14 protein-coding genes and 1 pseudogene are annotated in these 19,655 nt (G+C 71.5%); 6 read left to right on the top strand and 9 right to left on the bottom strand.

Annotation, left to right across the window (positions count from 1 at the left end):
• The first annotated feature begins 45 nt into the window (after positions 1-45).
• Positions 46-1,008, top strand: a complete 963-nt coding sequence (locus Vqi01_RS05755) for a zinc-binding dehydrogenase (RefSeq protein ID WP_204033480.1) — start codon at positions 46-48, stop codon at positions 1,006-1,008.
• A 335-nt stretch (positions 1,009-1,343) separates the two neighbouring features.
• On the opposite strand, the gene Vqi01_RS05750 is transcribed toward Vqi01_RS05755, so the two are convergent.
• The 3 genes from Vqi01_RS05750 to pta form a co-directional block, all read right to left on the bottom strand.
• A complete protein-coding gene (locus Vqi01_RS05750) occupies positions 1,344-2,198 on the bottom strand; it encodes an alpha/beta hydrolase family protein (RefSeq protein WP_204033526.1) in 855 nt (284 codons plus the stop codon).
• Between the two features lie 147 nt (positions 2,199-2,345).
• Positions 2,346-3,464, bottom strand: coding sequence for an acetate/propionate family kinase (locus Vqi01_RS05745; RefSeq protein WP_204033479.1), 1,119 nt, complete (start codon positions 3,462-3,464; stop codon positions 2,346-2,348).
• On the bottom strand, positions 3,461-5,566 hold the full coding sequence (gene pta, locus Vqi01_RS05740) for a phosphate acetyltransferase (RefSeq protein ID WP_204033477.1): 2,106 nt from the start codon (positions 5,564-5,566) through the stop codon (positions 3,461-3,463). The genes Vqi01_RS05745 and pta overlap by 4 nt, the downstream gene beginning before the upstream one ends.
• A gap of 403 nt (positions 5,567-5,969) precedes the next feature.
• Here pta and Vqi01_RS05735 point away from each other — a divergent pair, with 403 nt between their 5' ends.
• Both Vqi01_RS05735 and Vqi01_RS05730 read left to right on the top strand, forming a co-directional pair.
• Positions 5,970-6,629, top strand: coding sequence for a hypothetical protein (locus Vqi01_RS05735; protein WP_204033476.1), 660 nt, complete (start codon positions 5,970-5,972; stop codon positions 6,627-6,629).
• The gene (locus tag Vqi01_RS05730) at positions 6,622-8,814 is read left to right on the top strand and encodes a bifunctional polysaccharide deacetylase/glycosyltransferase family 2 protein (RefSeq protein ID WP_204033475.1); all 2,193 of its coding nucleotides are present in this window, start codon (positions 6,622-6,624) and stop codon (positions 8,812-8,814) included. The genes Vqi01_RS05735 and Vqi01_RS05730 overlap by 8 nt, the downstream gene beginning before the upstream one ends.
• 33 nt (positions 8,815-8,847) lie before the next feature.
• Here Vqi01_RS05730 and Vqi01_RS05725 read toward each other — a convergent pair whose 3' ends face one another.
• The 6 genes from Vqi01_RS05725 to Vqi01_RS05700 all read right to left on the bottom strand — a co-directional run bounded on the left by Vqi01_RS05725 (position 8,848) and on the right by Vqi01_RS05700 (position 16,909).
• Positions 8,848-9,972: a glycoside hydrolase family 6 protein gene (locus tag Vqi01_RS05725; protein WP_204033474.1), complete on the bottom strand. Its 1,125-nt coding sequence runs from the start codon at positions 9,970-9,972 to the stop codon at positions 8,848-8,850.
• 5 nt (positions 9,973-9,977) lie between these two features.
• On the bottom strand, positions 9,978-10,157 hold the full coding sequence (locus Vqi01_RS05720; RefSeq protein WP_204033473.1) for a DUF6104 family protein: 180 nt from the start codon (positions 10,155-10,157) through the stop codon (positions 9,978-9,980).
• 86 nt (positions 10,158-10,243) lie between these two features.
• On the bottom strand, positions 10,244-14,053 hold the full coding sequence (locus Vqi01_RS05715) for a multifunctional oxoglutarate decarboxylase/oxoglutarate dehydrogenase thiamine pyrophosphate-binding subunit/dihydrolipoyllysine-residue succinyltransferase subunit (protein ID WP_204033471.1): 3,810 nt from the start codon (positions 14,051-14,053) through the stop codon (positions 10,244-10,246).
• Positions 14,054-14,367: 314 nt separating this feature from the next.
• Positions 14,368-15,183 (bottom strand): ABC transporter permease, encoded by an 816-nt coding sequence (locus tag Vqi01_RS05710; protein ID WP_204033470.1) that lies wholly within the window; start codon positions 15,181-15,183, stop codon positions 14,368-14,370.
• Entirely contained in the window at positions 15,180-16,115 is a 936-nt protein-coding gene (locus tag Vqi01_RS05705) for an ABC transporter ATP-binding protein (protein WP_204033469.1), read from the bottom strand. Before Vqi01_RS05705 ends, Vqi01_RS05710 begins: the two co-directional genes overlap by 4 nt.
• Positions 16,116-16,261: 146 nt before the next feature.
• Complete coding sequence (locus Vqi01_RS05700) at positions 16,262-16,909, bottom strand: hotdog fold domain-containing protein (protein ID WP_204033468.1); 648 nt, start codon at positions 16,907-16,909, stop codon at positions 16,262-16,264.
• A 166-nt stretch (positions 16,910-17,075) separates the two neighbouring features.
• On the opposite strand from Vqi01_RS05700, the gene Vqi01_RS05695 reads away from it, so the two are divergent.
• The 3 genes and pseudogenes from Vqi01_RS05695 to Vqi01_RS05685 all read left to right on the top strand — a co-directional run.
• Entirely contained in the window at positions 17,076-17,777 is a 702-nt protein-coding gene (locus Vqi01_RS05695; protein WP_204033467.1) for a response regulator transcription factor, read from the top strand.
• Positions 17,774-19,348 (top strand): HAMP domain-containing sensor histidine kinase, encoded by a 1,575-nt coding sequence (locus Vqi01_RS05690; protein WP_204033466.1) that lies wholly within the window; start codon positions 17,774-17,776, stop codon positions 19,346-19,348. Before Vqi01_RS05695 ends, Vqi01_RS05690 begins: the two co-directional genes overlap by 4 nt.
• 62 nt (positions 19,349-19,410) lie before the next feature.
• A pseudogene (locus Vqi01_RS05685) lies at positions 19,411-19,655 on the top strand (peptidase S1); the annotation flags it as partial.

The following is a 19,655-nucleotide window of genomic DNA, read 5'->3' as shown; positions in this document are numbered from 1 at the left end:
GTGTATAGGAAGGGCCCCTTCTTAACGCCCGCTCAGCTTGTTACCGTGCGGATCATGCGTGCCGCCTTCGCCTCCCGCCTCGACGACGCCGACCCGCTCGCCGCACTCACCGTCGGTGAGCAACCCGAGCCGAGCCTGCCCGATGACGGCTGGGTGGTCGTGCGCGTCACGGCCAGCTCGCTCAACCACCACGACCTCTGGTCACTGCGTGGGGTTGGGCTGCGCGCCGAGCAGTTGCCGATGATCCTGGGCTGTGACGCGACCGGGGTGGACCCCGACGGCAATGAGGTGGTCGTCTACCCGGTGGTGGCCACTCCCGGTGACCCGCGCGGCGTATCGATCCTCTCCGAGCACTTCCCGGGCACCCTGGCCGAGCGGGTGGCCGTACCCCGATCGAATCTGCTGCCGCTGCCGGCGGGCCTGACGGCGATCGACGCGGCGTGCCTGCCGACCGCCTGGCTGACCGCGTGGCGGATGCTCACCACCAAGGGCCGCGTCGACGAGGCCGACGCCGTGCTGGTCCAGGGCGCCGGCGGCGGCGTGGCCACCGCGGCGGTCGTGCTGGCCGCCGCGATGGGCAAGCGGGTGTACGCGACCAGCCGGGACGCGCGCAAGCGAGAGTTGATCGCCGAGCTCGGCGCGACCGCGCTCGAACCCGGCGCGCGGCTGCCCGAACGGGTCGGCGTGGTCGTCGAGACCGTCGGCGCGGCCACCTTCGACCACTCACTGAAGTCCGCCGCGCCCGGGGCCCGGATCGTGGTCGCCGGCGCGACCGCCGGGCATGAACCGAAAGTCAACCTGCGCCGGGTCTTCGCCATGCAGTTGGAGATCGTGGGCACCTCAATGGGCACGCCGGATGATCTGACCGACCTGCTGGCATTCTGCGCGGAACGGGGGGTGCGACCCGTCGTGGACAGCGTGGTGCCGTTCAGTCGGGTGGAGGACGCCTTCGCCCGCCTGCACTTCGGAGACGTTTTCGGCAAGGTCGTCATCGACCACACCGTCTGAGCCCGGGTGCACGCTGCGCGCCGGGGCGTTAAAAGCGAGCACCCGGGTCAGCGCGTACGACACGTCGGCGGGCTGGTTGAGCACATCGAGCACCGTGCGGTCGCTGGACCGCTAGGTGTGCGGAAAGGCGGCCACCACGAAACGGGCCGCTGCCCAGCGGGTCAGCAGCTCAGCGTAGTCGTCGGGCCGGCCACCCAGCCCGGCCGCTGCTCCGATTCTGCCCCGCGCTGCGACCGTCCTCCGCCGATCCCACCGCGCCGATCTTGCAGTTCTGGTCGGCGAAAAGTCCCCTTTGAGGGGAAATGTGGAGACGGAAAGTGCAAGATCGCGGGGTGTCAGCGGGCGGGGCGAGACTCGAAGGTGGTGATGTCGGGGAGCAGGGTGTGGGTGGGAAGGCGACGGGCGGCCTCCGGGTCGCCGTAGAGGGTCCACCGGAGGAAGTCGGTGGTAACGCCGAGCACCTGGGCGAATCCGGGCCGGCCGGGGATGAGGTACTCGCCGTGCCCCTGGCCGGGCAGGCTGAAAAAGAAGGCGGGGCCGGGCGTACGGTGGTAGGCGGCCCGGCCGACGTTCAGTGGCACCACCGAGTCGGCGGTGCCGTGCACGAAGAGCATGGGCGCGGACGGTCCCGCGAAGCTGCCCGCCATTCCACCGCCGGCGATCACGATGCCGGCCCGCAGCCTGGCCGGGTGCCCACTGGTGAACATACCCGCCGTGGTGAAGCCGCCCGCCGAGTGACCGGCCGCCGCCATCCGCTGCACGTCGAGATGGCCGGCGAGGGGGTCACCGCGCCGGCGGTCGAGCTGGACCAGGTGCCGGATCACCCGCCATCCGTCGGCCGGCTGATGGCGTACGTCGGCCCGGGAGAAACGGGCCGCGCCGCGCCGGGTGTGCGGGTACGCCGGAGCGGCCACCACGAAACCGGCGGCGGCCCACCGGGCGATCAGCCCGGAGTGCAGCTCGGGCAGGCTGGCCAGGCCGTGGCTGTAGAGCACCACCGGGAACCGGCCGTCGGCCACCCGGCTGCCCTGCGCCGGGTACCAGAGGGTCACCGGCAGGGGGCGCGCCGAGCCGGGGTCGACGACGAGCGTCCGGACGGCCACCGCGTACTGCAGTTGGGGTGCCCTTCGGGTCGGCGGGACCTGACCGGCCGGGTCGCCGGTCGGCGCGCAGCCGCTCACCCAGGCCATCAGCAAGGCCACCGCTGACGCGACGAGCCGCCGTGGAATTCCCACGGCATCACGGTAGGACCCTCGCGCACCCGCCGGGCCCGGTTGCCCAGGTGCTGCCCGTCACCGCTCGGGCACGCGCCCCGCCGGTCTGTGGCGCGCGGGGTCTCAGCCGGCCGCTTCGGCCACCGCTCTGGCCTCGCGGGCGATCTCCCGCTCCTCGTCGGTGCCGATGACGTAGACCGCCACCTCGGCGTCGTCCGGCGAGATGAGCCGGTCGCCGCTGCCCGCGTTGCGCTGCGGGTCGACGGTGATGCCCAGCCGGCCGAGACCGGCCAGCGCGGCCGCGCGTACCGGTGCCGCGTGCTCGCCGACGCCGGCCGTGAAGGCGACCGCGTCCACCCGACCGAGCAGGGCGTAGTAGGCACCCACGTAGCTGGTGATCCGCCGGCAGTAGACGTCGAAGGCGAGCGTCGCCGCCTGGTCCCCGGCCGCCCGCCGGGCCAGCACCTCGCGCATGTCGTTGACGCCGGTCAGCCCGAGCAGGCCACTGCGGTGGTTGAGCAGGTCGTCGATCTCGTCGACGCCCAGCCCGCCCTCCCGGCGTAGGTGGAACACGATGGCCGGATCCAGGTCGCCGCTGCGGGTCCCCATCACCAGCCCCTCCAGCGGGGACATCCCCATCGAGGTGGCGACGCTGCGTCCACCGGCGACCGCGCAGGCGCTGGCGCCGTTGCCCAGGTGCAGACTGATGGTGTTGACCTCGGCGTACGGGCGGCCGAGCAGGTCGGCGGTGCGCCGGGAGACGTACGCGTGCGAGGTGCCGTGGAAGCCGTACCGTCGGATGCCGTAACGCTGCGCGACCTCCTGGTCGATCGCGTAGGTCGCGGTGGAATCGGGCAGCGTGTGATGGAACGCCGTGTCGAAGACGGCGACCTGCGGCACTGCGGGCAGCGCCTCGCGGGCCACCGCGATGCCGGTGAGGTTGGCGGGATTGTGCAGCGGAGCGAGCGGTATCAGGTCGGCGATGGCGGCCAGCACCGCGTCGTCCACCAGCGTCGGCGCGGTGAACCGTCGACCGCCGTGCACCACGCGGTGACCCACGGCGGCCAGCCGGGTCAGGTCCAGTCCGGCCAGGATCTGCCGGATCGCGGCGGCGTGGTCGCCCGGGCCACCGCCCGGTTCACCGATCCGCTCCACGATGCCCCGGTCGAGCACGTGTTCCCCGTCGTAGAGCCGGTACTTCACCGAGGACGAGCCGCTGTTGAGTACGAGTACCTTGCTCACGAGAGCGCCTGGTCGGTCGTGGCCGGTGCATCGGCGAGCGCGGCGGCCTGGATGGCGGTGATCGCCACGGTGTTCACGATGTCCGGCACGGTAGCTCCTCGGGAAAGGTCGTTCACCGGCCGGCGCAGGCCCTGCATCACCGGCCCCACGGCCACCGCCCCGGCCGAGCGCTGGACCGCCTTGTAGGTGTTGTTGCCGGTGTTCAGGTCCGGAAAGATGAAGACCGTGGCGCTGCCGGCGACCGTGCTGCCGGGCAGCTTCGTCGCCGCCACGGCCGGGTCGATCGCCGCGTCGTACTGAATCGGTCCCTCCACGGCCAGCTCGGGCCGGCGCTGGCGGACCAGGGCGGTCGCCGCCGCGACCTTCTCCACGTCCGCGCCCGCGCCGGAGCTACCGGTCGAGTACGACAACATCGCCACCCGAGGTTCGATGCCGAACCGGGCCGCGGTGTCGGCCGAGGAGATCGCGATGTCGGCGAGCTGGGCGGCATCCGGGTCGCGGTTGACCGCGCAGTCGCCGTACACCAGCACCCGGTCGGCGAGCAGCATGAAGAAGACGCTGGAGGCGACGGAGACCTCCGGCACGGTCTTGACGATCTCGAACGCGGGGCGGATGGTCGCCGCGGTGGTGTGGGTGGCGCCGGAAACCATGCCGTCGGCGTGGCCGGCTGACACCATCATCGTGCCGAAGTAGTTCGGCTGCGCCACGATGTCGTACGCCAGTTCGACGGTGACGCCCCGGTGCGCGCGCAACTTCGCGTACGCCTCGGCGAACTCCTCGCGCCACGGGCTGGTCGCCGGGTCCACCACCCGGGCCGCACCGATGTCGACGCCCAACTCCCGGGCACCCCGGGCGACCTCCTCGGGACGGCCGAGCAGGGTCAGCTCGGCCACGCCCCGGCGCAGCAGGATTTCCGTGGCACGCAGGACCCGTGGCTCGGTCCCCTCCGGCAGCACCAGGTGCCGGCGTCGCGTCCGGGCCCGGTCGATCAGGTCGTACTCGAACATCAACGGGGTGACCCGCTCGGAGCGGCTGACCCGCAGCCGGCCGGCCAACTCGGCCGTGTCGACGTGTGCCTCGAAGGCGCCGAGAGCGGCCTCCACCTTGCGCGGGTTGCCGGCGCTGGGCCGGCCCTCGATCCGGCTCGACGCGGCCACCGTATGGTAGCTGTCGCTGTTCACCGAGAGCACCGCGAGCCGGGCGTTCAGCGCCGCCACCAGCCGCATCGCCCGGGGGTCGGGCGGCACCCCCAGGGTGAGCACCAGCCCGGCCAGGGACACCTGACCGGCGACGTGCGCTGCGGCTGCCGCCACCAGCAGATCGTCCCGGTCGCCGGGCATGATCAGTAGCGCGCCCTCGGTCAGGTGGTCCAGCAGGGTCGGCACGTGGGCCGCGCCGACCACGTAGTCGAGCACGTCCCGGCCGAGCGCGGTCTCGTCACCAGCCAGCAGGGTGGCGTCGAGCGCCGCCGCCACCTCGGCCACCGTCGGTGCCGACACGCTCGGCACCTCCGGGATCGCGTACGCGGGGACCGCCAACCGGGGCATCGCCATGGCACCCGGAACCCGGTTGGCGAGCACTGCGAGCACGGTCGCGCCGAGGTCGGCCACGTCGTGGTAGGCACCCCGGGCGGCGGCGGTGATCGTGTCGGGCGACTGCTCGAACCCGTCCACCACGGGCACCACGACGCTGCCGAACTCGATGGCGAGCCGGGCGTTGAAGGCCAGCTCCCGGGGGCCGTCACCGGCACCGGCGCCGGCGAAGTCGCTGCCCACCACGACCATCGCCGGGAACTGCCGCTCCACCTCCCGGTAGCGTTCCACGATCCGGGAGATCAGCTCCTCCCGGCGGCCGTCGGCGACCAGGGCGGTTGCCTTGGCGTAGGTGGTGCCGTGCAGCTCCGTGACCGGCAGGTCGACCCGATAGCGCTCGGTGAGCAGGGCGAGGATCGGGTCGGGCGGGCCCGGCGCGACCAGCGGCCGGAACACTCCGATCCGGCCGACCTGCCGGGACAGCAGCTCGGCCAGTCCGAGGGCGACAGTGGATTTCCCCCCGCCCGAGCCGACGCTGGTCAGGTACACGCTGCGGGCCACGGCACTCACGCTACCCGGATATCGGAGGATCTCGCCCGGGCCCTCGGCGCCACCGTACGCGGGCCATCCGGTCGCCCGGACGGGCGGGCCGAGTGGCCGGACCGCCGACCTGCCCCTCCACCGAGAGGATCTTTATTTCGGGCCGTCCGACCAGGGTCGTTACAGCGGTCCGGACGGCCAAGCCTCCGCCGGCCGGATCGCGGCCGGGGCTTTCGATCCGGCGGTGGCGGGATTCGGGCAGGGGGTGCGGGACGGGTGCCCTCGGGTGCCACCTACCGGCCGACCCGACCGTCGCCGTCCGCAGCGATCCGGTCACTGCGGCTCTGGTCGGACGATTGCCGGATGCAATTTGCGTCCCAAGCCGAGGTGCCGCCGACAGGTCGAGGAATGCTCGCTTCTAGACTGCGGCCCCATGAAAGGGGACCGCCTGGCCGGCGTCGATGCGGAAGCCAACGCGCTGAAGGGCTGGCAGCTGGCGGGACAGGACGCGACGGTCGTGCAGCCTGCCGTGCCGGCCGCGAGGGTGGCGCCGCCGGCCGTGGACGCACCGACCGTGATGCTGGTACGGGTCGACAGCCCCACCACCGTGATGGCAGCGGTGCCCGAACCCCCGCCCGTCTTCGTCGACCCCACCGGTCGACGCCGCTCCTGGCTGCGGTGGATCGCGTACGGCCTGGGGCTGGTCGGGTTGCTCTACACCGGACTGGTCGTGGCGAGCTTCGCCGGCGCTCCGGTCAACGCCAGGCCGGTGCTGCCCTTCGTGGAGCCGACCCAGCAGCCCTGGCAGCCTCCTCCCGCGCCCACGCTGCCCGCCGCCGAGGCACCCCCGACGACCGCACCGGCCACGCCGACCGCCGCCACGACCACCCGCACGTCGGTCACGCCCTCGCGCGCCCCGTCGACCCCGGCCACCTCGAGGGCACCCAGCCGGGGCCCGTCGTCGCCGGCTGGGCCCCGTACGCCACGGCCGACCGCTCCGCCGACGACACCCGGCGTCGAACCGACCGTCGAGCCGCCCCCGACCATCGATCCGCCGGCCGGTGCAGGCGCTGCTGCCCGTGTCGATGGCTGAGCCGTCGCGGCAGCCACCCCGCCGGGGTCGGCGGGGCCGTCGCGTCGTACCGCCACCGAGCTGGACCCTGCTCGGCGTGCTCGGCGCGGTACTGGTCGGCGTGCTCATGGTCGGCGCGTACGCCAACGCGTCGTTCGCCCCGGACCGCCGGCAGGTCCAAGGCGGGCAGCACGAGGTGCCCGACTCCGTGACGACCGGTGGCCCGATCATCAGCATCACGGACGGGCAGCACCGCTCGTACCGGTTGCCGCCACGCACCATCGCGCTCACCTTCGACGACGGACCCGATCCGGTGTGGACCCCGGAGGTCCGACGGGTGCTGGACGCCCACCGGGTCCCGGCGACCTTCTTCGTGGTCGGTTCGCAGGTGGCTCGCCATCCCGAACTGGTCAGGGAGTTGGCCGCCGACGGCCACGAGATCGGCGTACACACCTTCACCCACCCGGACCTGACCGTCCTGCCCGGGTGGCGGCGCCGGTTGGAGTACGACCAGACCCAGTTGGTGATCGCCAGTGCCGCCGGGGTACGTACCTCGTTGATCCGGTTCCCGTACTCCTCGTACGCGGCGTCCATCGACGACCTGGACTGGCCGGTGTTCAACCACGCCGGCGACCTGGGCTACCTGAACGTGCTCAACGACACCGACAGCCGGGACTGGGCGCTGCCCGGGGTGGATCAGATCCTCGCCAACGTGACACCTTCGGGGTACTCGGGCGCCATCACGCTCTGGCACGACGCGGGCGGCGACCGGGCCGAGACCGTCGCGGCCCTCGACCGGTTCATCCCGCTGATGAAGGAACGCGGCTACCGGTTCGTCACGGTGACCGAGGGGCTGAACCTCGCCCTCGCCGAGGCCGGCGTCGACCACCGGGTGGAATCCGGCCTGGCGGCCGGCCCGGACGAGCGCTGGCGCGGCCGGATGCTGATCTGGGCGGTGCAGGGCGCGGACCGGACGCTGGGCCTGCTCGGGTGGATCTTCGTCGCGGTGGGCGTGCTCACCGTGGGGCGGACCGTCCTGCTGTTCGTGCTCGCCGGTCGGCACGCCCGCCGACGTCGCGCCAAGGACTGGGCATGGGGGCCGCCGGTGACCGAACCGGTGTCGGTGATCGTGCCCGCGTACAACGAGAAGGAGGGGATCGCCGCTGCGGTCCGCTCCCTCGCCGGCGGCGATCACCCAGGCGGGATCGAGGTGATCGTCGTCGACGACGGCTCCACCGACGGGACGGCGGAGATCGCCGAAGGGCTCGGGCTGCCCAACGTACGGGTCGTCCGCAAGCCCAACGGCGGCAAGCCGAGCGCGCTGAACACCGGGGTGGCCCTGGCCCGACACGAGCTGATCGTGATGGTCGACGGTGACACCGTGTTCGAGCGGGACTCGGTGCGGCGACTGGTCCAGCCGTTCGCGGACCCGCAGGTGGGCGCAGTCGCCGGCAACGTCAAGGTGGGCAACCGCGACAGCCTGATCGCCAAGTGGCAGCACATCGAGTACGTCATCGGCTTCAACCTCGACCGCCGGCTCTACGAGTCGCTGCGCTGCATGTCCACCGTGCCCGGGGCGATCGGTGCGTTCCGGCGGCAGGCGCTGACGTACGCCGGCGGGATGACCGACGACACGCTGGCCGAGGACACCGACATCACCATGGCCATCGGGCGGGCCGGCTGGAACGTGGTCTACGAGGAGACGGCGCGGGCGTGGACCGAGGCGCCGACCACCCTGGGACAGCTGTGGAAGCAGCGGTACCGGTGGAGCTACGGGACCATGCAGGCGATGTGGAAGCACCGCCGGTCGCTGACCGACGGCGGCGCCTCGGGCCGGTTCACCCGCCGCTGTCTGCTCTTCCTCAGCCTGTTCGGGGTGCTCCTACCGTTGCTGGCGCCGGTGATCGACCTGCTCGCGCTGTATGGGCTGTTCTTCCTCGACCGGACCGCGACGGCGGTGGCCTGGCTGGTCATGCTGGGCTTGCAGATGCTGACCGCAGCGGTGGCGTTCCGGCTCGACCGGGAAAAGCTGGGCGTGCTGTGGGTGCTGCCGTTGCAGCAGTTCGCGTACCGCCAGTTGATGTACCTGGTGATGATCCAGTCGATGGTCACCGCCCTGACCGGTGGCCGCCTGGGCTGGCAGAAACTCCGCCGTACCGGCCTGACCCCCACCCCCTCTCAGCCCTCTGCTTCGGCCCCGAGCTGACGTGGGCGCCGCCCGACCTGCCCACGCGAGGGGTCAGGGGCGGGCCAGAGAGATGGCGTACTCGGGCCAGAAGCCGCCGCTGGACGGCTCGCCGGGGCGGCAGTCGCCGTCGGACTCGCCGGGGAACTTGATCCAGAGCAGAGCGTCCACCCGGTCCAGGCCGGTGTCGGTCGTCGGGTCCTCACCGATCGCCCGGCCGGGCGGGTTGCACCAGCTCGGCGCCCCCTTGACCCGGTCCGCCGGGTACGGGCCGTTGCCGTTGCGGCTGGTGTCGATCACGAAGGTCGTGGCGCCGCCGAGCGCGTCGGAGATCCGGTGCCCGTAGGCAACGTTGTCCTCGGTGCGGAAAAAGTTCGCCACGTTGAGCGCGAAGCCATCGGCCTCGGCCACCCCGGCCTGACGCAACGCCGTCGCCAGACCGTCGACATTGGAGATCCAGCCCGGATGGCCCGCATCGAGGTAGACCCGGGCGGTACCGGTGCTGGCCAGTACGGCGACCGCGTCGCGCAGCAGCGCGAGCCGGCCGGCGGAGTCGCGGACACAGCCAGCCACCGCGTCCGGCAGTGCGCCTGGTTCGAGAACGACGATCACCGGGCGGCCGGCGATGCCGGCGGCAACATCGCGAATCCAGGACTGGTACTCGCTGCCGGTGCCGGCCCCGCCTCGGCCCTTCCGGCCACAGTCCCGCTGCGGCACGTTGTGCACCACCAGCACCGGGATCTGGCCGGCGATCGCGGCCTGCCCCAGAAAGGCATCGACCTCGTCGCGGGCCGGGCCGCCGGTGAGCCACTTCGCGCTCGGCCGGCTGCCGATCGCCCGCAACGCCTCCGCGTCGGCCGTTTCGCCGCGCGCCGCACGCCGCTCCGCCTCCGCTTCTGCCGGGTTCGCGGGGTCGACGTAGAACACCGACGGCGGGGAGGGCAGCGGCGCGGAACCGGCCGCCTCGGCCACCCGTGGCGCCGAGGGGGAGCCGCACCCGCCCAACAGCAGCGCCAGGGCTGCGCCGGCCGCCGCGACGCCACCGCGCCGTACGCCGGCAGCACCGAAAGTGGCCGACAGCCCCGCCCCGCTCCGGGCCGCGGCGGGGTCCCGCGCCGTGGCCGTCCAGGCGGCAGCGGTCGTACGGGGAGCCGGGCGCTCAGGCGGGGTGGTGCGCACCGCGATCAGTCGTCGTCTTCGTCGTCGAGGCGGGCGAGCCAGGTGGCGAACCGCTCGACCGGGGTCTCGAACTCCGGATTCAGGTCGACGAAGTCCCGCAGCCGTTCGCCGAGCCACTCCATGCTGACCTGCTCGTCACCGCGCCGCTCGACCAGTTCCTCGATGCCCCGGTCGGTGAAGTACATCGCCTACTCGCTTCCTCACCGGTGGCGTTCCGGTGAAGCCGGCCGGTCCCGCCCCACGGAAGTGGGGCGGGACCGGGATGTTCTCGTCAGGACCGAGGGAAAACCGCCTCGATGAGCGCGCTCTGCTCGACCTCGTGCATCTTCGCCGAGCCGACGGCCGGTGCGGCGGCGGCCGGGCGGGAGATGCGGCGCAGCCGGAGCCCGTCGAGGTGCTCCAGCAGGTTGAGCGCGACGAACGACCAGGCGCCCTGGTTGGCGGGCTCCTCCTGCACCCAGGCGAAGTCCTCGGCGTTCGGGTACTGCGCGAGCGCGGCCCGGACCTCCTCCGCCGGCATCGGATAGAGCTGTTCCAGGCGGATGATGGCGGTGTCCGTGACGCCGCGCTCCTGCCGGGCCTGGAACAGGTCGTAGTAGACCTTGCCCGAGCAGAGCAGCACCCGCTTGACCTGCTCCGGAGCCGGAGCGGCCCCGTCGCCGAGCACGGGGGAGAAGGTGCCCGTGGTGAAGTCCTCCACCGACGAGACGCAGAGCCTGTGCCGCAGCAGGGACTTCGGCGTGAACACCACCAGCGGCTTGCGCTTGGGCGAGAGGGCCTGGCGGCGCAGCAGGTGGAAGTAGTTCGCCGGGGTGGTCGGGATGGCCACCCGCATGTTGTCCTCGGCGCAGAGCTGGAGGAACCGCTCCGGGCGGCCGGAGGTGTGGTCCGGACCCTGTCCCTCGTGACCGTGCGGCAGCAGCAGGGTGACCGCCGAGCGCTGACCCCACTTCACCTCGCCGGAGGAGACGAACTCGTCGATCACCGACTGGGCGCCGTTGACGAAGTCGCCGAACTGCGCCTCCCAGCAGACCAGCGCGTCGAGGTTCTCCACCGAGTAGCCGTACTCGAAGCCCATCGCGGCGTACTCGCTCAGCAGCGAGTCGTGCACGAAGAACCGGGAGCGCTCGCCGTCACCGGTGAGCGACTGCAACGGCAGGTAGTCGTCGCCGGTCTCCGCGTCGACCACCGCGGCGTGCCGCTGGACGAAGGTGCCGCGGCGCGAGTCCTGCCCGGCGAGGCGGACCGTTATCCCGTCGTGCAGCAGCGCGCCGAAGGCGATGATCTCGCCGAAGCCCCAGTCGATGTTGCCCTCGACGGACATCTTGGCCCGCCGGTCGAGCAACTGCTGGATCCGCTTGTGCGGGGTGAAGCCCTCCGGCAGGTTGACGTGCGCCTCGCCGATGGCCCTGATCACGGACGCGTCGGTCGCCGTCTCCACCTGCGGCTCCGGCTCGTCCTCCCGCTTCGGGCGGCTGAGCTGGCGCGGCGTGGTGGCGGCGTCGCGGGTGGCCTTGAACACCCGCTCCAGCTGCGCCTGGTAGTCGCGCAGCAGCTCCTCGGCGTCCTCCACGGTGATGTCGCCCCGCCCGATCAGCTCCTCGGTGTAGAGCTTCCGGACCGACCGCTTCGAATCAATGATCTTGTACATCTGAGGGTTGGACATCGACGGGTCGTCACCCTCGTTGTGCCCGCGCCGGCGGTAGCAGACCATGTCGATCACGACGTCCTTGTTGAACGTCTGGCGGTACTCGAAGGCCAGCCGGGCGACCCGGACCACGGCCTCCGGGTCGTCGCCGTTGACGTGGAAGATCGGCGCCTGGATCATCCGGGCCACGTCGGTGCTGTAGAGGCTGGAGCGGCTGTACTCCGGGGCGGTGGTGAAGCCGACCTGGTTGTTGACCACCACGTGCACGGTCCCGCCGGTGCGGTAGCCGCGCAACTGGGAGAGGTTCAGCGTCTCGGCGACCACGCCCTGGCCGGCGAAGGCGGCGTCACCGTGCACCGCCAACGGCAGCACGGTGTAGCCCTCCAGCTTGAGGTCTATCCGGTCCTGCTTGGCCCGGACTATTCCCTCCAGCACCGGGTTGACGGCCTCCAGGTGCGACGGGTTCGCCACCACCGAGACCTTGACCGAGTGCGCGCCGTCGGGCGTGGTGAACTTGCCGTTCTGGCCGAGGTGGTACTTCACGTCGCCGGAACCCTGCGTGGAGCGCGGGTCCAGATGCCCCTCGAACTCCGAGAAGATCTTCTCGTACGGCTTGCCCACGATGTTGGCCAGCACGTTGAGCCGACCCCGGTGCGCCATGCCGATCACGACCTCGTCCAGGCCGTTCTCGGCGGAGGCCTCCAGCACCTCGCCGAGCAGTGGGATCAGCGACTCGCCACCCTCCAGCGAGAAGCGCTTCTGGCCGACGTACTTGGTCTGCAGGAAAGTCTCGAACGCCTCGGCCGCGTTGAGCCGGTTGAGCACGTGCTTCTGCTCGTCGGCCGGCGGCTTCTCGTACTTGCGCTCGACCCGTTCCTGGATCCAGCGGCGCTCCTCCGGATCCTGGACGTGCATGTACTCGATGCCGACCCGGCGGCAGTACGAGTCCCGCAGCACGCCGAGGACCGAGCGCAGCTTCATCCGCTGCTTGCCGGCGAAGCCGTTCACCGGGAAGGTCCGGTCCAGGTCCCACAGGGTCAGCCCGTGCTGGAGCACGTCCAGGTCGGGGTGCTTGCGGATCTTGAACTCCAGCGGGTCGGTGTCAGCCATCAGGTGGCCGCGGACCCGGTAGGCGTGGATCAGCTCGTGCACCCGCGCCGTCTTGTTGATCTGGCCCTCGCCGTCGACCGCGACGTCGCGCACCCAGCGCACCGGCTCGTACGGAATCCGCAGCGAGGTGAAGATCTGGTCGTAGAAGCCGTGCTCGCCGAGCAGCAGCTCGTGCATGGTCTTGAGGAACTCGCCGGACTGCGCGCCCTGGATGATCCGGTGGTCGTACGTGCTGGTCAGCGTGATGACCTTGCTGACCGCCAGCTCGGCCAGGGTGACCTCGCTCATGCCCTGGTACGGCGCCGGGTACTCCATCGCGCCGACGCCGATGATCGCGCTCTGGCCCTGCATCAGCCGGGGCATGGAGTGCACGGTGCCGATGCCGCCGGGGTTGGTCAGCGAGATGGTGGTGCCGGAGTGGTCCTCCATGGTCAACTCGTTGCGGCGGGCGCGCCGGATGACGTCCTCGTACGCCTGCCAGAACTGCCGGAAGTCCATCTTCTCGCAGCCCTTGATGGAGGGGACCACCAGGTTGCGGCTGCCGTCGGGCCTGACCAGGTCGATGGCGATGCCCAGGTTCACATGCTCCGGACGGACCATCGCCGGCTTGCCGTCCACCTGGGCGAAGGAATTGTTCATCTCCGGGTGTGCGGCCAGCGCGCGGACCAGCGCGTAACCGATCAGGTGGGTGAAGCTCACCTTGCCGCCGCGTCCCCGGGCGAGGTGGTTGTTGATCACAATCCGGTTGTCGACCAGGAGCTTGGCCGGCACGGCCCGTACGCTGGTGGCGGTCGGCACGGCCAGCGAGGCGTCCATGTTCTGCACGATCCTGGCGGCCACCCCGCGCAGCGGCGTGGCCTGCGGCCCGGTGGCGCTCGGCGCGGTCTTCGCCGGTTCGGCCTTGGCCGGCTGGGCCTTCGCCGAAGTCGGCTCGGTGCGGGGCTCGGCCTTGGCGGGGGCGGCGGTCTTGGCTGCCGGCTCGGCCTTCTTGGCTGCTGGTTCGGCCTTGGCCGGCTGGGCCTTCGCCGGGGCCGGCGCGGTGCGGGCGGCGGCCTTGGGGGCCGGCTCGGTCTTGGCGGTCGGCTCGGCCTTGTGGGCCGGGGCTGCGGCGGGCTGCTTACGGGCGACCTCGGCCGGGGTGCCGGCACCCTCGGTCGTGGCAGCCGTGCCCGGACCCGGGCGGTAGTCGGCGAAGAAGTCGTGCCAGGCTGGGTCGACGCTGCTGGGGTCGGCAAGGTAACGCTGGTACATCTCCTCGACGACCCACTCGTTCGGGCCGAAACCCGCCAGTGGGTTCTCCTGCGAAGTTTGCTGGGTCGACACGGCCGGTAATCGCCTCTTTCACGCGGGTTTGTGTGTCACGCGGCGTCCCGTGCCGCCGTAGCGGGACACAGGACGGATCCAAGGCTACGCGGTACGGATCCCTGCGGCATTTCCGCCTCCACTGCGTGGCCGGATTCACAGAAGATGCCAGAAGTTTGGTAAGCGCTGCGTGTTTCGTTGCTTGCTGTTATGAGATGACCGGCCCGGTTCGCCGGCTGTCACCGGTGAACCGGGCCCTGCACCGGTCGTCGCGTCGGCCCAATCGGGCCGCCAGCGTCAGGAGATGCCGCCAGCGTCAGGAGATGCCGCCAGCGTCAGGAGATGTCGCGGCGCCGGGTGATCAGCACCCCGGCGACGCCGCTGACCACGGCGTACCCGATCAGCACGAGCGCGCCGACCCACCAGGCCGGAAGCATCTCGCTCTCACCTGGCGTGATCATGACCTGGGACGCGGCCGCCGGCCAGATCACCTGCCACTTGATCACCGCCATGTTGTCCAGCCAGTTCGCCAACAGCAGGAAGAGCAGACCCACCACCTGCGTGCCGATCAGGTAGAGCACGGAGGCGGTGATCACCGCGCCCAACTGGTTGGTGATCAGCGTGCCGATGCCCACGCCGAGCACGGTCCAGATGGCGTACGCCATCAGGTTGAGCAGCAACGCCCGCTGGACCTCCCACTCGCCGAGCAGGGTGCCGTAATCGTTGAGGGCCAGGAAGGCCGCCCCGGCGCCGAGGTCGATCAGCGTGGTCACCAGCCAGAACGCGAAGCCCAGCAGGCTGGCCGCGATGAGCTTGCTGGCGATCACCGCGGTGCGCCGCGGGGTGGCCAGGAAGGTCGTGGTCGCGGTCTGGTGAAAGAACTCGTTGGTGACCATCAGGATGCCGATGAGCATCACGAACATCAGTCCGAGGTACTGACCCGAGGTGTAGAGGTTCGCCGCCTGCGCCGGAGCGGACGCCACGTCGCCGACGACGCCGAACTCCTCCCCGCCGCCGCTGACCGTCTCGTTGAACAGCCAGGCGTTGAAGGGGAACGCCAGGGCGATCGACAGGAACGCCCCGAGGGCCAACCACCACCAGGTGCTGGTCGTACGGATCTTGATCAGTTCGGAGCGGACCAGGTTGCTCATCGAATGCCCGCCTTTCCGGCCGTCAGTTCCAGGAACACGCGTTCCAGGTCGGGTCGTTCGGTGGTCAGCTCGTGCAACTCCACGCCGGCGGTCAGCGCCGCTCGGCCCACCGTCGGGGCGTCCACCCCAGCGATCAGGAGTCCGCCGTGCTCGTCGGTCTCCACCTTGGCCGGCCCGCCGGCCAGCGCCGTGGTCAGCGCCTCCGCCTGCGGGGTGCGGACCCGGACCCGGGCGCCCTGCGCCATCGACCCGATCACCTGGTCGACCGGGCCCTGTCGGACCAGCTGACCGGCCGCGATGATCACCACGTCGTCGGCCAGGAGCTGCATCTCCGACAGCAGGTGGCTGGAGACCAGCACGGTGCGGCCCTCGGCGGCCAGGCCCTTGAGGAACCCGCGCATCCACCGGATGCCCTCCGGGTCCAGCCCGTTGGCCGGCTCGTCGAGGATGAGCACCCGCGGGTTGCCGAGCATCGCGGCGGCGATCCCGAGTCGCTGTTTCATGCCCAGCGAGTAGCCCTTGAACTTGCGCTTCGCCGCCGGAGTCAGCCCGACCATGGCGAGCGCCTCGTCGGCGCGCTGCCGGGGTAGCCCGGCCGCCGCGCAGATCACCCGCAGGTGGTTGATTCCGGTGCGGCCCTTGTGCGCGCTGGACGCCTCCAACACCGCGCCGACGTGGCGCAGCGGGTCGGTCAGGTCCGGGTACCGGCGGCCACCGATAGTGGCCGCTCCGGCGGTCGGGGTGACCAGGTTCAGCAGCATGCGCAGGGTCGTGGTCTTGCCTGCGCCGTTCGGACCGAGGAAGCCGGTGACCCGGCCCGGTTCGACCGTGAACGACAGGTTGTTGACCGCGAGCACGTTGCGGTACTGCTTGCTCAGGCCGGAAACCACGATCTGCGCGTCATTGTTGGGGCGTGGCTGCCCGTCGGACATCATTCTCCTCCCGTGGCGCCGGGGTGCGCCGTTGCACAGCGTGACGGTAGTGGTCAACCAAATCAATCGGGCGCGCTCCGGAGATCGTCCTCCGCCGCAGGCAGGAGTCATCTCATCCCCAGGTACGACCCGATCGACCGTCGTCCCTACCGGGCGATCCAGGTGGCGCGGGCCCGGCCGAGCAGATCGCCGTCCGGCCCGTACAGGCTGGTGTGTACCAGCGCCTTGCGTCCCTCGGTGGTCACCGCCACACCGGTCACCACACACTCGTCTCCGGGGCGGGGTAGCGCCTCGACCAGGGCCGTGATCCGACCGAGCAGGTAGGGCCGGCCGGCTCCGATCACGGCCCAGCCACCGGGGCAGTCCAGGGCGGCCCAGACGGTGGCAAGCCTCACCTGCTCCGGCGCCCGGAACGGCGCGGCCGTCCGGCCGTCCGGCAGCGGTCCCGGGAAGATCCGCAAGCCGTCGGCGCGTTGCGGCCCGCAGACGTAGCAGCCGGGAAAGGGGTGCTCCAACAGACCGGGGTACGCCGCCGAGGCGGCCCGCGCCGTCGCCAGGTCGACCGGCGGCACCAGATCGTCGAACCGCTCCGCCGGCCGCAACTGCGCGATCAGCGCACCGGTCGGGTCGTGCACCTGCCCGTCGGTGAGCGTCAGCGGGGTGTCCAGCGGCGGCGGCCGGCGCAGGGTCACCTCCACCGGACCGCGAACGCCGTACGCCTCGGCGAAGATCCCCGCGCTCCAACCGCCGTTGCCCGAGCCGGGTGGGCCGTTGAACCGTGCCTCGATGATCATCGGACTCCTCCCGCCGCGCCGGCCGTTCGCCGGCACCCCGGCAGCCTCGCACGCCCCCGATCAGGGCACCGGTAGCGGGTCGACCGAACGCCGGCCAGTCCCGCTCACAGGGTTTTTCCAGGCTCCGCCCAGCAGAGGCGCAGCGATTGCGCGGATGATGGGCGGCATGGCCGCTACCCAGACCGAAGCGCGACTGCTCGTCGTCGAGGACGATCCCAACATCCTCGAACTGCTCTCCGCGAGCCTGCGTTTCGCGGGCTTCGACGTGGCCACCGCCACCAGCGGCTCGGCCGCGCTCAGCGCCGCCCGCGACCACCGGCCCGACCTGGTGGTGCTCGACGTGATGCTGCCGGACCTCGACGGCTTCGAGGTGATCCGGATGATGCGGGAGGGCGGCACGCGCACCCCGGTGGTTTTCCTCACCGCGCGGGACGCCACCGACGACAAGATCCGCGGCCTCACCCTGGGCGGCGACGACTACGTCACCAAACCGTTCAGCCTGGAGGAGCTGACCGCCCGGATCCGGGCGGTGCTGCGCCGCACCAGCAGCGGCGAGCAGGCCCCGGCCCGGCTCACCTTCGCCGACCTGGAGCTGGACGAGGAAACCCACGAGGTGTACCGGGCCGGCCACCGGGTCCAGCTCTCGCCGACCGAGTTCAAGCTGCTGCGTTACCTGATGCTCAACGCCAACCGGGTGCTGTCCAAGGCGCAGATCCTCGACCACGTGTGGAACTACGACTTCCGGGGCGACGACAACATCGTCGAGTCGTACATCTCGTACCTGCGGCGCAAGGTCGACAACGTCGAGCCCCGGCTGATCCACACCCTGCGTGGGGTGGGCTACGTGCTGCGCAAGCCGGCGGCGTGAACGCGTTACAGCAGGGCAAGACCCGGCTGCGCGCGGTGCCACTGCGGGTCAAGCTGGTCGCGGCCGTCCTCGCCCTGGTCGCCGCCGCGCTCCTCGTGATCAGCGCGCTGACCACGTTCTTCCTGCGCAGCTACCTGGTCGACCAGGTGGACGCGGAACTGGCCGACGCCGTCGGCACCCTGGAGAACGAGCTGTACGGCAGGCCCTGGGCGGAGCTCGTCTTCCGGCAGGACAGCGTCGTGCCGACCGACTACGTGGTGGTGATCACCAACCGCAACTCGGGCGAGGTGGAGGACTACGGGTTCGACAGCCGCCGGTTCAGCGAGGCCGACCTGCCGCCCTGGCCGGACGACGCGGCCGGGTTCGCCCGGCTCGCCGGTAAACCGTTTTCCACCAAGTCCAGGGGCAGCGAGGTTCGCTGGCAGATGTTCTACACCGAACTGCCCAACGGGCAGTGGGTGGCCATCGGACAGCACCTGACCGACGTCGACCGGGCGGTCACCCGGCTGGTCTGGATAGACGTGCTGGTGGGTGGGGCGGTGCTGATCCTGCTCGCCTCGATCGGCGCGGCGATCGTCCGGACCAGCCTCAAACCGCTGGTGGAGATCGAACGTACCGCTGCGGCCATCGCCGGCGGCGACCTCAGCCGGCGGGTGCCCGATCCGGAGGACGGTGAACCCTGCCCGACCTCCGAACTGGGGCGGCTCTCCCGGGCGTTGAACGCGATGCTCAGCCAGATCGAGATGGCCTTCACCGCCCGCGCGGCCTCGGAGTCCGCGGCCCGGTCCGCCGAGGCCGCCGCCCGCGAGGCCGCCGAGGCGGCTCGCGCCTCGGAGGGCAGGGCCCGCCGCTCGGAGGAGCGGATGCGGCAGTTCGTCGCGGACGCCTCGCACGAGTTGCGTACCCCGCTGACCACCATCCGCGGCTTCGCCGAGCTGTACCGGCAGGGTGCCGCCCGGGCCCCCGAGCAGACCGCCGACCTGCTGCGCCGGATCGAGGACGAGGCCGCTCGGATGGGTCTGCTGGTGGAGGATCTGCTGTTGCTGGCTCGGCTGGACCGCGAGCGGCCGCTCTCGCTCGCCCCGGTGGAGTTGCCGGTGCTGGCCGCGGACGCGGTGGAGGCGGCCCGGGCGATGGCGCCGGACCGGCGGGTCGAGTTGGAGATCGAGTCCGGTTCCGGGCCGTTGGTGGTGCGCGGCGACGACGCGCGGCTGCGGCAGGTGATCGGCAACCTGATGACCAACGCGCTGCGGCACACGCCGCCGCAGGCGGCCGTCACGCTGCGGCTACGAACCGAACCGGACAACCTGGCCGTGATCGAGGTGGCTGACACCGGCCCGGGGCTCACCACGGAGCAGGCGGAGCGGGTCTTCGAGCGCTTCTACCGGGCGGACGCCTCGCGTACCCGCCGGCTGGGCGGGAACACCGGTACCGGCCTCGGCCTGGCCATCGTGGCCGCGCTGGTGACGGTGCACCAGGGCGCCGTCGAGGTGACCGAGACACCTGGCGGGGGCGCCACCTTCCGGGTCCGGCTGCCGCTCTCTCCGGACGTCGACATCGATCAGCAGTGATTTTCAGCAAATCCTCAGGTCAGGCTAAGGCGGATCGCAGAGCGATGGGGGAGGGTAGGGACATGACCGAGTACGAGTCCGAGCCGCGCCGACCGGCCCGCACCGACGCCGAGTCGTCGCACTCCGAGCTGTCCCGCGCCGAGCACGCGTGGGCCGACTCCTCATCCGTACCAGCGGACGATTCCACCGCCGAGGCGCCGACCGTCCCGGTCCGTGCCGTCGAGGCGTCGTCCGGTCCCGGCGGGCCCGACGGCGAACCGACGACGCCGGGCGGCCCCACCGCAGCCCCGCCGCCCTCGGCGCCGCC

Source organism: Micromonospora qiuiae (assembly GCF_016863555.1).
GTDB classification, from domain to species: Bacteria; Actinomycetota; Actinomycetes; order Mycobacteriales; family Micromonosporaceae; genus Micromonospora; species Micromonospora qiuiae.
This window is presented reverse-complemented; position numbering and strand designations above follow the sequence as displayed.